12 protein-coding genes are annotated in these 12,972 nt (G+C 42.3%); 11 read left to right on the forward strand and 1 reads right to left on the reverse strand.

Going from position 1 to position 12,972, the window contains the following annotated elements; translation table 11 throughout:
* Nucleotides 1-255: 255 nt before the first annotated feature.
* The 8 genes from LJE12_RS18220 to LJE12_RS18255 all read left to right on the forward strand — a co-directional run bounded on the left by LJE12_RS18220 (nucleotide 256) and on the right by LJE12_RS18255 (nucleotide 8,303).
* The gene (locus LJE12_RS18220; protein ID WP_055199825.1) at nucleotides 256-1,338 is read left to right on the forward strand and encodes a 6-phosphofructokinase; all 1,083 of its coding nucleotides are present in this window, start codon (nucleotides 256-258) and stop codon (nucleotides 1,336-1,338) included.
* 169 nt (nucleotides 1,339-1,507) lie between these two features.
* Nucleotides 1,508-3,127 (forward strand): DNA polymerase III subunit gamma/tau, encoded by a 1,620-nt coding sequence (gene dnaX, locus LJE12_RS18225; RefSeq protein WP_008706925.1) that lies wholly within the window; start codon nucleotides 1,508-1,510, stop codon nucleotides 3,125-3,127.
* A 215-nt stretch (nucleotides 3,128-3,342) separates the two neighbouring features.
* On the forward strand, nucleotides 3,343-3,699 hold the full coding sequence (locus tag LJE12_RS18230; protein WP_008706923.1) for a YbaB/EbfC family nucleoid-associated protein: 357 nt from the start codon (nucleotides 3,343-3,345) through the stop codon (nucleotides 3,697-3,699).
* On the forward strand, nucleotides 3,699-4,298 hold the full coding sequence (gene recR / locus LJE12_RS18235; RefSeq protein WP_008706922.1) for a recombination mediator RecR: 600 nt from the start codon (nucleotides 3,699-3,701) through the stop codon (nucleotides 4,296-4,298). The genes LJE12_RS18230 and recR overlap by 1 nt, the downstream gene beginning before the upstream one ends.
* Nucleotides 4,299-4,342: 44 nt before the next feature.
* Nucleotides 4,343-5,440 (forward strand): LacI family DNA-binding transcriptional regulator, encoded by a 1,098-nt coding sequence (locus LJE12_RS18240; protein WP_055059433.1) that lies wholly within the window; start codon nucleotides 4,343-4,345, stop codon nucleotides 5,438-5,440.
* Nucleotides 5,441-5,868: 428 nt separating this feature from the next.
* On the forward strand, nucleotides 5,869-6,522 hold the full coding sequence (gene fsa, locus LJE12_RS18245; RefSeq protein WP_008706917.1) for a fructose-6-phosphate aldolase: 654 nt from the start codon (nucleotides 5,869-5,871) through the stop codon (nucleotides 6,520-6,522).
* Between the two features lie 15 nt (nucleotides 6,523-6,537).
* Entirely contained in the window at nucleotides 6,538-7,377 is an 840-nt protein-coding gene (locus LJE12_RS18250) for a transketolase (protein WP_008706915.1), read from the forward strand.
* The gene (locus tag LJE12_RS18255) at nucleotides 7,365-8,303 is read left to right on the forward strand and encodes a transketolase family protein (protein WP_008706912.1); all 939 of its coding nucleotides are present in this window, start codon (nucleotides 7,365-7,367) and stop codon (nucleotides 8,301-8,303) included. The genes LJE12_RS18250 and LJE12_RS18255 overlap by 13 nt, the downstream gene beginning before the upstream one ends.
* Here the strand turns inward: LJE12_RS18255 and yyaC are convergent.
* Nucleotides 8,276-8,830 carry a spore protease YyaC gene (gene yyaC, locus LJE12_RS18260; protein ID WP_008706911.1) on the reverse strand — a complete coding sequence of 185 codons (555 nt, stop codon included), beginning with the start codon at nucleotides 8,828-8,830 and terminating at the stop codon, nucleotides 8,276-8,278. The genes LJE12_RS18255 and yyaC overlap by 28 nt on opposite strands.
* 277 nt (nucleotides 8,831-9,107) lie before the next feature.
* Between yyaC and LJE12_RS18265 the strand changes: the two genes are divergently transcribed.
* The 3 genes from LJE12_RS18265 to LJE12_RS18275 all read left to right on the forward strand — a co-directional run bounded on the left by LJE12_RS18265 (nucleotide 9,108) and on the right by LJE12_RS18275 (nucleotide 12,500).
* Nucleotides 9,108-10,463, forward strand: a complete 1,356-nt coding sequence (locus LJE12_RS18265; RefSeq protein WP_118759027.1) for a LysM peptidoglycan-binding domain-containing protein — start codon at nucleotides 9,108-9,110, stop codon at nucleotides 10,461-10,463.
* 80 nt (nucleotides 10,464-10,543) lie between these two features.
* Entirely contained in the window at nucleotides 10,544-11,791 is a 1,248-nt protein-coding gene (locus LJE12_RS18270; protein WP_008706907.1) for a DUF5711 family protein, read from the forward strand.
* A 10-nt stretch (nucleotides 11,792-11,801) separates the two neighbouring features.
* Nucleotides 11,802-12,500, forward strand: a complete 699-nt coding sequence (locus LJE12_RS18275; protein ID WP_025581045.1) for a CvpA family protein — start codon at nucleotides 11,802-11,804, stop codon at nucleotides 12,498-12,500.
* Nucleotides 12,501-12,972 lie beyond the last annotated feature (472 nt).

Here is a 12,972-nt window from a genome sequence, read left to right on the forward strand (position 1 = left end):
AGGCAATCTGGAATGAATTTTGGCTATGTTACTGAGAACGGAGTGAACAGTAACAAACGGAGTGAACAGTAACGAACGTAGTGCGTGAATAGTAACTAAAACTTTTCTAACACTATTGTATGAAAACGATAAATATTATATAATAAACAGAAATAAACTATCTTTATTCTGGAAATGGATATGCCAGAGTACACAACATGTCTTGTATGTATGGATATGGATAATTCTTAAAACACAGAAATGGAGGATACTATCATGATTAAAAGAATAGGTATGCTTACCAGCGGCGGTGATTGTCAGGCACTTAACGCTACCATGCGAGGAGTAGTAAAGGGACTGAGCAACAATTTGGATGAACTGGAAGTTTATGGATTTGATGATGGATATAAAGGACTGATCTATGGTAAATACCGTATGCTCACATCCAAAGATTTTTCCGGAATCCTTACACAGGGCGGCACAATCCTCGGAACATCCAGACAGCCATTCAAACTGATGCGTGTTCCGGATGAGAATGGCCTGGACAAGGTTGAAGCAATGAAGCAGACTTATTATAAACTCTGCCTGGACTGCCTTGTGATCCTTGGCGGAAATGGTACACAGAAGACAGCAAACCTTCTGAGAGAAGAAGGACTGAACATTATCCATCTTCCAAAGACTATTGATAATGACATCTATGGCACAGACATGACCTTTGGTTTCCAGAGTGCGGTAAACATTGCCACAAATGCCATTGACTGTATCCATACGACAGCATCTTCACATGGACGTGTATTTATCGTAGAGATCATGGGACACAAGGTAGGAAGTCTGACACTTCATGCAGGTGTTGCAGGCGGTGCGGATATCATCCTGATTCCTGAGATCCCATATGATATCAAAAAAGTTACCGCAGCAATCCAGAAACGCGCCAAAGCAGGCAAGCGTTTCACAATCCTTGCAGTTGCAGAAGGTGCGATTTCCAAAGAAGACGCAGAACTTCCTAAAAAGAAATACAAAGAGAGACTGGAAGCCCGAGCAAAGAAATATCCGTCCGTTTCCTATGAGATTGCTGACCAGATCTACAAAGAGATCGGAAGCGAAGTCCGCGTTACAGTTCCGGGACATACACAGAGAGGCGGAGAACCATGTCCGTATGACCGCGTTCTTTCCACAAGAATCGGTGCAGGTGCAGCGCAGGCGATCATGGATGGTGAATATGGCATCATGATCGGCGTGGTAAACGGCAAAATTAAACGTGTACCTCTTGAAGAGTGTGCAGGTAAGCTTAAGATGGTATCACCGAAAGATCAGCTTGTAGTTGCTGCCAAACAGATCGGTATCAGCTTTGGTGACTGATTAAGTGAAACAGTACTTGACTGATAGATACTTTTTCATATAAGATATGGATGTAAAAAAGACCGCCGCGGGAATTTTTTCCGCGGCGGCTGTGATAATAAGATAGAGATAACTATTTGGCGCGCTGCTGACAGTGGGGGTGCTGAATAGTTACGATAGGAGTTTACTCATGAGTTACACTGCTCTTTACAGAAAGTTCAGGCCGGATAATTTCGCGGATGTCAAAGGTCAGGATCACATAGTGACTACTCTGACAAATCAGATTAAGCATAACCGTATCGGCCATGCGTATCTGTTCTGCGGCACCAGAGGAACCGGTAAAACAACAGTAGCCAAAATTCTGGCGAAGGCAGTCAACTGTGAGCATCCCGTAAATGGCAGCCCCTGTAATGAATGTGCCATGTGCAAGGCAATCCAGGCAGGAACTGCAATGAATGTGATCGAGATCGATGCTGCATCCAACAATGGTGTGGATAATATACGTGAGATCAGAGAAGAGGTTTCTTACCGCCCTACAGAAGGTAAATATAAAGTATATATTATTGATGAGGTTCATATGCTTTCCACAGGTGCCTTCAATGCCCTGCTGAAAACACTGGAGGAACCACCGTCTTATGTTATGTTTATCCTGGCAACTACAGAGGCGCACAAGATTCCGATTACGATTTTATCTAGATGCCAGAGATATGATTTCCACAGGATCACCATAGACACTATCGCGGCCAGACTGGATGAACTGCTCAAAGTTGAAGGTGTAGAAGCTGAGGAAAAAGCAGTCCGATATGTAGCGAAAGCGGGAGATGGTTCCATGCGAGATGCGCTCAGCCTTCTCGACCAGTGTATTGCTTTTTATCTTGGACAGGAACTTACCTATGATAAAGTTCTGGAGGTTCTGGGAGCCGTTGACACCGAAGTGTTTAGCAAGCTTTTGCGCAAAGTGATCCGGGGAGATGTGACAGGTTCCATTCATATCCTGGAGGAACTGATCGTAGGAGGCAGGGAACTGAGCCAGTTTGTGGGAGATTTTACCTGGTATATGAGAAATCTTCTTCTCGTTAAGACTTCTGAGAATCCGGAGGAAGCGATCGATGTCTCATCCGACAACATGAAGCTTCTGAAAGAAGAGAGCACCATGCTGGATGTGGAGACGCTGATGCGGTATATCCGTATTTTTTCGGATTTGTCCAACCAGATCCGATATGCAACCCAGAAAAGGGTTCTCGTGGAGATTGCACTGATCAAGTTGTGCCGTCCTGCAATGGAGACTAATCTGGATTCTGTTCTGGACAGACTGCGTGTGCTGGAACAGCGGATGGATGAACGTCCGGTACAGCAGGTGATCGTGCAGCAGGGTTCAGGGAAAATGCCGGCAGAAACCGGAGCAGTTCAGGAACCGGCGGGAAACAAAGCACCGGCGAAAGCTGCACCGGAAGATTTGCAGAAGATCGTGGCAGGCTGGAGAGTGATCACAGGACAGACGACAGGGATGTTCAAGCAGATGCTTCAGAAATCTGTTCCGAAGTATAACAGTGAGACAGGAGAACCTGTTCTTTATGTGGAATTTCAGGATTTTCTGGGGCAGTCCTATGTGGACAATCCGGAAGCGAAGAAAGAGCTTCAGGACATTATCACTGCCCAGACAGGAAAAACAGTAGAGATCCAGATGCTGGTGGCAGATAAGCATCAGCATACAAATCTGGCAAATATCACAGTGGACCAGGCGATAAAGAATAATATCCACATGGATGTTGTGATAGAGGAAGATCCTGATGAGGAAAAAGGAGAATAAATATTGTTACTGTTCACACACCACTATCTCGCGAGGTGTTTTGGCATGAATATGCCAAAATCCCGAGACATACAAGCCAAAATTCCATTGCTGCAGGCAATCTGGAATGAATTTTGGCTACGTTACTGTGAACGGAGTCAACAGTAACTAAATATTCTCCGGACAGGAAAAGGCAGTAAATAATAAGGCAATAAATAGCAAGGAGGACATCACAAATGGCAAAACGTGGAGGATTCCCGGGAATGGGTATGCCGGGAAATATGAATAATCTTATGAAACAGGCGCAGAAAATGCAGCGCCAGATGGAAGAGAATCAGAAAGCTCTGGAAGAGAAAGAATTTACGGCTACTGCAGGAGGCGGAGCTGTAGAGGTAACTATCTCAGGTAAGAGAGAGGTGACAAAAGTAAAGCTTCAGGAGGAAGTTGTAGATCCGGATGACATCGAAATGCTGGAAGATCTCATCGTTGCAGCTACAAACGAAGCACTTCGCAAAGTGGAAGAAGAATCTACAGCTGTTATGTCTAAACTGACTGGTGGTCTGGGCGGACTTGGCGGAGGTCTTCCATTCTGATGGAATACTACAGTAGTCATATCAATAAGCTGATCGAGCAGCTTTCCCATCTTCCGGGAATCGGTGCGAAATCAGCACAGAGACTGGCATTTCATATCATGAATATGCCAAAGGATCAGGTAGAGCAGCTTACCTCTTCAATTACCGGTGCCAGAGAGAATGTACAGTATTGCAAGTGCTGCTGTACTCTGACAGACAGAGAGATCTGTCCCATCTGCAGCAATGATAAGCGTGATCATTCAGTGATCATGGTGGTAGAGAATACAAGAGATCTTGCAGCTTATGAAAAAACAGGCAAGTTTGATGGCGTTTATCATGTTCTTCATGGTGCAATCTCTCCAATGCTTGGAATCGGGCCGGATGATATCAAACTGAAAGAACTCATGCAGCGTCTGGCAAAGGATGAGGTAAAGGAAGTGATTATTGCTACCAATTCCAGTCTGGAGGGGGAAACAACGGCAATGTATATCAGTAAGCTGATCAAACCTACCGGGATCAAAGTCAGCAGGATTGCAAGCGGAGTTCCGGTAGGAGGAGATCTGGAATATATTGACGAAGTGACTCTTTTACGTGCTCTTGAGGGGCGTGTGGAGCTTTAAGGTTACTGTTCTGACAAAAGATCATCGGAAAAGGAGGCATCACTTTGTCTAAAAAGAAAGCAACTTCTTCTGACGTGGCAAAGAGGGCAGGAGTCTCCCAGGCAACTGTTTCCATGGTCCTGAATAAGAAATATAATGTTTCTTTTTCCAGAGAAACAGTGGAGAAGGTAGAGCAGGCAGCCAGAGAATTAGGCTATCATCTTCCCGGACGAAAGAACAGAAAAGAAAGCCGGAAAGAGAAGCTGATCGTTGTTTTTTGCCCTACGCTTACAAGCCCGTATTATGTATTGCTTCTGCAGGGGATTGAAGCAGTGGCGAACAAGCAGGGATATGGTGTCTTTATCTGTAATACACAGAGAGATCCCCGTCTGGAGGAGAAGTATCTGCGCATGATGGGTACAATAGAGCCACTTGGCATTATCTACTGCTGTAATCCAAATCCGGATTTTCAGCAGCAGGTAGAGGAACTGGCGCAGACAATCCCACTGGTTATCATCAGTAATAAAGAGAAAACTACAACTATAGATGCCATTAATCAGGATAATACAGTTGTGGGAAGGATGATGGCAAGACATCTGCTTGATCTGGGGCACAGAGATGTAGCGTTTATCACTCCGCCCCTGACAAGGAGACAATGGCAGAGAACAAAACGTGTAAATGGTTTTGTGAAAGAGTTTGAGAAAGAAGGCCTGAAGGATCATGTGATCATTAAGGCTGCGGATGAAGCTATCGATATGCAGATCCCACGGATGGATTCGGAATATTCGATGGGTTATGAGCTTACTATGGAGCTTCTGGATGAAGGCAGGGAATTTACAGCTATTGCAGGCCAGAATGATATGATGGCTATTGGTGCGCTGGATGCTCTCCATGAAGCAAGGATTCATGTACCCAAGGATGTATCGGTGATTGGGTGCGATAATATCTTTTATTCGGGAATACGGAAGATCTCTCTTACTACGATCGATCATTTCGTAGCCCTTAAAGGCAGAGATGCCTGTGATATTATACTGCGCAAAATCGATGAGCAGGACCGCTTTCTCACAGATTCTGCTCCTGTCAGTCTCTATAATATTGAATATACCCCCAAGCTGATAGCGAGACGCACTACGGGGTATATCAGAACCAAAAAAAATAATTAAATACGTCGAATGAAAATTATTAATAATAATTTATCGAAACTGCAGAACAGTTATTTGGTATAGAGCTGCGTGGCGAGGTAGATTGCGAATATCTACCCGGCAGGCATTTTCTGGAAACGTACCAAAATTTCAGGATGTGCGGCTGAAATCCGATATCAGAAATGATTTCTGACGGAGGTTTCCTGCAACAGCAAAGACAGCGAACAGTTACGAAAAGAAATGGTTATAAAACATATTGTATATTGCATGTTGATAACAACGAATATATGCTTTGACTGAAAAATAAAGAATTAATAAAACATGCGATTATTAATGATGAAATTATTAATAATCTTTTGCCACGCTTGACCTGAATGTAAAGTCTGTTATAATGAAACCATAAGATCAATGAACGATTATGACAAGCAAAAATCAGGAGGGTTAAGAACATGAAATTTTTTATTGACACAGCAAAAGTAGAAGATATTAAGGCAGCTAATGATATGGGTGTAATCTGTGGTGTTACCACAAATCCGTCTCTTATCGCAAAAGAAGGAAGGGATTTCAAGGAAGTAATCAAAGAGATCACATCTATCGTAGACGGACCGATCAGCGGTGAAGTAAAAGCTACTACAACAGATGCAGAAGGAATGATCAAAGAGGGACGTGAGATTGCAGCCATTCATCCGAATATGGTTGTTAAGATTCCTATGACAGTAGAAGGTCTGAAAGCAGTTAAGGTTCTTCATGCAGAAGGAATCAAGACAAACGTTACTCTGATCTTCACTGCTAACCAGGCACTTCTGGCTGCAAGAGCAGGTGCTACTTATGTATCTCCGTTCCTTGGAAGACTGGATGACATTTCTACAAGAGGTGTTGATCTGATCCGCGAGATCGCTGAGATTTTTGAAGTGGCAGGAATCGAGACAGAAATCATCGCAGCAAGCGTAAGAAATCCGATTCATGTAACAGACTGTGCACTTGCAGGTGCTGACATTGCAACTGTTCCGTACAATGTAATCGTACAGATGACAAAACATCCTCTGACAGATGCAGGTATTGAGAAATTCCAGAAAGATTATAAAGCAGTATTCGGCGAATAAGGAGAATTTACCACAATGGAAAAATTAGAACTTCAGAAAATTGCAAACGAAGTCCGTAAAGACATCGTTACTGCATTACATTCTGCAAAAGCAGGACATCCGGGCGGATCTCTGTCTGCAGCAGATGTATTCACTTATTTATATTTTGAAGAAATGAATATTGATCCAAAGGATCCTAAGAAGGCTGATCGTGACCGTTTCGTACTTTCCAAAGGCCACACAGCACCGGGATACTACTCTGCACTTGCAGAAAGAGGCTTTTTCCCAAAAGAAGATCTGAAGACTCTTCGTCATCTGGGTTCCTATTTACAGGGACATCCGGATATGAAACATATCCCGGGTGTTGATATGTCCAGCGGTTCTCTGGGACAGGGAATCTCTGCAGCAGTTGGTATGGCGCTTTCTGCCAAATTAAGCAATGAAAGCTATCGTGTATACACCTTATTAGGTGACGGCGAAATTCAGGAAGGCCAGGTTTGGGAAGCTGCTATGTTTGCAGGCTTCAGAAAACTGGACAATCTTGTAGTGATCGTGGATAATAATGGACTTCAGATCGACGGTAAGGTTGATGAAGTATGTTCTCCATACCCGATTGATAAGAAATTTGAGGCATTTAACTTCCATGTAATTAACGTTGCGGACGGAAATGATATGGATCAGTTAAGAGCTGCTTTTGATGAAGCAAAAGCTACTAAGGGAATGCCTACAGCTATCATTATGAAAACTGTAAAAGGAAAAGGTGTTTCCTTTATGGAAAATCAGGTTGGATGGCATGGAAAAGCTCCGAATGACGAGCAGTATGCACAGGCAATGGAAGAGTTAGAAAAGGCAGGTGAAGCATTATGTCAGAAGTAAAGAAGATCGCAACAAGAGCAAGCTACGGTGCTGCGCTGGTTGAATTAGGTAAGAAACATGAGAACCTGGTCGTTCTGGACGCTGACCTTGCTGCAGCTACTCAGACTGGCGTATTCAAAAAAGAATTTCCGGAGCGTCATATTGACTGTGGTATTGCCGAGTGTAATATGATGGGCATTGCCGCAGGTCTGGCTACTACAGGAAAAGTTCCATTTGCCAGCACATTTGCAATGTTTGCAGCAGGACGTGCTTTTGAGCAGGTTCGTAACTCTATTGCATATCCGAAGATCAATGTAAAAATTGGCGCTACTCATGGCGGAATTTCTGTAGGTGAAGATGGTGCTACCCATCAGTGTTGTGAGGATTTTGCTCTTATGAGAGTAATTCCGGGAATGGTTGTTGCCTGCCCTTCTGATGATATTGAAGCAAAAGCTATGGTAGAAGCAGCTTATGAGCATGTTGGTCCTGTATATATGAGATTTGGACGTCTGGCAGTTCCGGTTATCAATGACAGACCGGACTATAAATTTGAATTAGGCAAAGGTATTGTCCTTCGTGAAGGAAAAGACCTTACGATCATTGCAAACGGTCTCTGCGTAGCTCCTGCTCTTGAAGCTGCAGAGAAGCTTGCGGCAGACGGCGTAGATGCAAAAGTAATCAATATCCATACGATTAAGCCTCTGGATGAAGAACTTGTAGTTGCAGCAGCCAAAGAAACAGGCAAGGTTGTAACTGTAGAAGAGCATTCAGTAATCGGCGGACTTGGCGGAGCAGTATGCGAATGCCTGTCTGAGAAAGCACCTGTACCTGTAAAACGTATCGGTGTAAATGATGTATTCGGAGAATCCGGTCCTGCCACAGCTCTTCTTGAGAAATATGGTCTTGATGCAGAAGGCATCTACAAACAGATCAAAGAATTTGTATAATTTACGATTCCCTGTGTGATGGTATCTGCCAGAGAGATTACCGTAGACAGGCGGGTAGTCTGAAGGGTTAGCTGTTCCAGTACACCTGCAATGTTTACAATCCCTGTGATATGGATATCACCAACAGGAGGAAGTTCTTTCTGAACTGCAGCACCTGGGTAAAGTGCACCATCTGCGATGGTCACATACCCCAGGTGCTTTTTTTGTCCAAGAGAGGCATCCACTGCAATAACCAGACCTTCGGGATGCAGAATTTTGATCTGGCGGGAAATTCTGGAAAGATTTAAAGCATGTACGGGGCTTTTCAGGGTACCGTAAACATAAACGCCATGAGTGTCTGTATTCAGATGTTCAAGTAACTGGTGTCCGATATAGGGACCGAGACAGTCTCCTGTCACGCGGTCACTTCCGATACACAGAAAAACCAGTTCCGACCATCTGCCGGGATATTGAAGAATACATTTATTTAAAAGAAAAGCGATTTCCTCAGCAGAACTGCTTTTCTGTGAGTCCACATAAAATACCATAAAACCTCCCTGATCGTATTATGTACTCGCAGAGTCTCTATTGTACCTGCACAAAAAGATTTCGAGAGCACATTATTGATTATATCTTTTAATTGCTATAGTCCCTTTGCTTCATAACAACAAGCTGCGAAGAGGCTTCTGATAACATCATATCCTTACCGGGATAAAAATATGCACTGTGCAAAATCTGTCGCCAAATTCTGGTAAATTCCTCTTATAATGTGATAAAATCTGCAATTTATCTGTGTTATCCTGATACCCGAAGGGGTGATGAGAGATGATAGAAGTAATCTATAAGGACGAATCTCAGGAAGGACAAAATGGTGAGGAACCGTTTGGATTACCCAGAAATATACGCCAGATCGGCCTGGCAGCCGAAGATTACAGGATTTATATGGAGGACTATGTGTACACATTTCTGGTAAGACTTGCCAGAACGGAAGACTCTCTGGGAGAAGCAAAAACCAGAGTGGCAGTTCTTACAGGAAATCTTAAATGGCGTTCTCAGACAGCTTATCTGTTTATCAAAGGTGCTATTATAGCGGAGGAGATGGAGGCAGCACCTGATCATATCGATTTTTCGGAAAATCAATGGAAGCAGATACAGGAAGCCCAGAAGGAGTACTTCGAAGATCAGGAGATTGTGGGATGGTTCTTTTCACAGCCTCAGCTTCTCCTGAAAGTATCGGAAGTGATGTCAAAAGTACACATGAAACATTTTGGAGGAGAAAAAGTCCTGATGCTTATGGAACCGCAGGAAAGGGAAGATGCTTTCTTCCGTTATGAAAACAATGAAATGGTGCGTCTGGGAGGGTATTATCTTTATTATGAAAAAAATCCCGGTATGCAGACGTATATGATCGACAAAAATGAAGAACTTCAGCCGGAACCTCAGGAAAAATATGAAGATCAGGCTGTGAAAGATTTTCGCAAAATAATTGCAGATAAAAAGGAAACCAGGAAGGAGCCGGCAGCTCCTTCTGTTTTTTCATATGGATTAACTGCATGTCTGGCAATTGCAGTACTGACAGTGGGTGTTAATTTTTACAGAAGTTACCAGAATGTAAAACAGAACGAAAAGGAGAGCGCGACGGTTTCTTCAGTGATCGTTGAGGAGATAACGCCGTCTCCTGTTGTCGGGACTTCGAACAATGAAGCTGTCAGACAGCATAAACAATACCGGACAGATACTATACAAAATGATGCAGGGAAGAATAAAAAGAATAATGAAGAGAATAATCAAAGCACCAGTGAAAAAGAAAATTCTGAAAAGAAAAACAATACTTCAGAGAAAAAAATATCAGCAGAGCAGACAGATACAGAACAAAAATCGGACAAAACAGAACAGCTTCCGGATGTAAAGACAGAAAAAGCAGATAAAACCGAACAAATCTACCAGCAGGAAGCAGATGAACGTAAAGCACAGAAACGTGTCAGGGAAGCTGTGCAGAAGGAAAACAGCGAAGCAGCGGGAAAAGCCCATGAGTCATATGTGATTCAGCCCGGCGATACTCTTTTTCAGATAAGTATGGACAGATACGGAAGTATCGAAGCTATAAGCCAAATCTGTAAATTGAATGGGATGTCAGCGGACGAAATCATTTATCCGGGACAAGTAATTGTATTACCTTAGAAAACTGTGCTATAATAAATGGCAAAAACTGAAACCTGATAATCAACAAAATGAAAGTGAGAAATAAGGTAAAGGCTAAAATGGCAAATACATTTAAGAAAATAATAAAAAAACATAAAAAGAAAAAGCTTCAGGCAGAGCGAAACAGAAAAGCGAAAGCCCGGGAGAGAGCTGAAGAGGAATATGCAGATGATTATGAGCGCAGATTGTCCCGCCACAAAAGAAGTGTAGTGAAAAAGACAGTTATTACAGTGGTGGCGATAGCTGCTGCTGTAACGGCTGTGGGATTTTACATAGAGAAGAGAAGCTATCATACTTATAAAGTAGTCCAGACAAGTGAGCAGGAGGATATTGTTTCTACAAATTATGTTGAAATGGACGGAAATATCCTTCGATACAGTCCGGACGGAGTTTCGCTTGTTTCTGATAAGATGAGTACATTATGGAGTGAAACCTATCAGATGCAGAATCCTGTGGCAGATGTCAATGGAACTCGTGCGGTGATTGCGGATAAAGATGGAACAACTTTGGAGATTTATGATAAATCCGGAAAAACAGGCAGTGTAACTACTTCTTACAGTATTGTCAAAGCAAAAGTATCCAAAAGCGGTCTTGTTGCGGCAATCCTGGATGGCGGAGATGATACATGGATTGATTTTTATGGTACAGATGGAAGTCTGATTGCTGAAAATCAGACGAAGATAGATGATCCGGGATATCCCCTTGATATTGCTGTATCTGAAGACGGAGTGATCATGATGGTAACCTATCAGTTCGTAGATGGAAGTGATACGACCAGTTATGTGGCATTTTACAATTTTGGAGATGTAGGACAGAACGAGGATGACAGAATTGTCAGTGGATATAAGTATGAAGGCGTGGTAGTTCCGCAGATCCAGTATCTTGATAATAACCGGTCTGTAGCACTTAAAGATAATGGATTTACAATTTATCATGGAAGCCAGATTCCGAAGGAAGTAAAAACAGTAAAAGTAGATAAAGAAATTGTCAGTACTTTTTATGATAATGATATGATTGGTCTTGTGTTTAAGAATGACAGTAAAGACAAACAGTATACAATGGAAGTTTATACTACAGATGGCAAATTGAAATTCAAAGAAAACTTCAATATTCCATATACGACGATTAAATTAAGCGGTGGAAATATTCTGATGTACAACAGTTCCCAGATGTGTGTAATGAACAGCAGGGGAGTACAGAAATATCTTGGCAGTGTGGATGGAACGATCAAAGATTTCTTCAAAATCGGAATGAACAGATATCTTCTGGTATTGGACAGCGGTGTAGAGATAATAAAACTTAGTTAGGAGGATGAAAATGGCTTTAACGTGGGCCGGAGTCATTACGATACTTTTTCTGGCGGCTGCATGTGTCAGAGGTTATAGGCGGGGACTGATAAAAGAACTGGTTTCGCTTGTATGTGTTTTTCTGTCGATGGCGATCGTGTGGTTTATAAATCCTTATGTAAATGAGTTTATTCGGGAAAATACATCAATTTATGAAAAAGTACAGGAAAGCTGCCGGGAGTTTGTAGGAGAGGAATACAGCACATGGACAGGCAGTGGAGAAAGCCAGACTGAATTTATAAATGAAATGAATCTCCCGGAACTGCTGAGGAATGGACTGGTTCAGAATAATAATTCTGACAGTTACCAGTATTTGGCTGTAACTACATTTTCGGATTATATTGCTCAATATCTGGCGAGAATGGCAGTGAACGGAATTTCTTTCCTGATTTCTCTGCTGATGTCGACGATTATGGTGAGGAGTATCACATGGATGCTGAATCTTGTGACGAGATTACCTGTGCTGCATGGCATGAACAAGGTAGCAGGAGCGTTGCTGGGGGCAGTTAAATTCCTTATAGTAATATGGATTATCTTTCTGGCTCTCACCATTGTGTGCAATACAAAGGCTGGTGAGGCGGCCCTTCAGATCATTAAGAAAGATTGCATCCTGAGTTTCATATATGACAGAGATATCCTAATCAGGATATTTATGAGTATCTTCTATTAAAAAGGTTTGGTATCTGTGGACCGTAGGTATCAGATCCAAATGTCTTCCTGCGCAAATGCGAACGATTTCTGAATCTTTACTTTGATATTGGGGCGTTAAAAATGAGGATATTATAGCGATATCGGAGATGGTGTAAAAAATATGTAAAAAAATGTAAAATAATACTTGACGTAAAAAGAAAATAATGATATGATAAATCCGCTTCTGAGTGAGGCGGATTTTTTTTGACAGACAACAGAGATTTGGTTGAATAAAGTTGAAAAAAATATAAAAAAAGTGTTGACAGGAAACTGAAGACATGATATTATATCAGAGTTGCTGATACAGATGAAAAAAGAACTTAAAAAATAAAATAAAAAAGTTCTTGACAAAGCAAAAAGCAAGTGATATAATAAATAAGCTGTAAGCCGAGAGGCGAAGACAGACAACCTTGATAACTAAACAGTGAAACACATACGATTCTCGAAAATTC

It is taken from the genome of Blautia sp. DFI.6.71 (assembly GCF_020593585.1).
Lineage (GTDB): Bacteria > Bacillota > Clostridia > Lachnospirales > Lachnospiraceae > Blautia_A > Blautia_A wexlerae.